We start from the raw sequence: 285 nt of genomic DNA on the forward strand, positions 1-285 counted from the left end.
CTGGACCGCATTGACATACCCGTACTTGGTGGGTTGCTGGGTGGCCGCCTTGTTGGCATCGGCGACGCGATCTTCAGGAGAGCGCTTGTCTTCGACGGCCTTGCCCGGCTCGGGCTGTAACTGGCCGGGTAGCGGCAACGGCTTTGGCACCTCGACGATCTTGACCGGCTTCTCCGGCGACTTCACGACAGCCGCAGGTTTGGAGTCAGCAGCATCGTAGGAGTTTTCGGGTGGCGGCACCGGCTTCGATCCACAGGCGGAGAGGACGGCTGCTGACGGGGACAG

1 pseudogene is annotated in these 285 nt (G+C 63.9%); it reads right to left on the minus strand.

The window, feature by feature from the left end:
• Nucleotides 1-285, minus strand: a pseudogene (locus EN808_RS35950) (P-type conjugative transfer protein TrbG); the annotation flags it as partial.

It is taken from the genome of Mesorhizobium sp. M8A.F.Ca.ET.165.01.1.1, assembly GCF_004792065.1.
GTDB lineage: Bacteria > Pseudomonadota > Alphaproteobacteria > Rhizobiales > Rhizobiaceae > Mesorhizobium.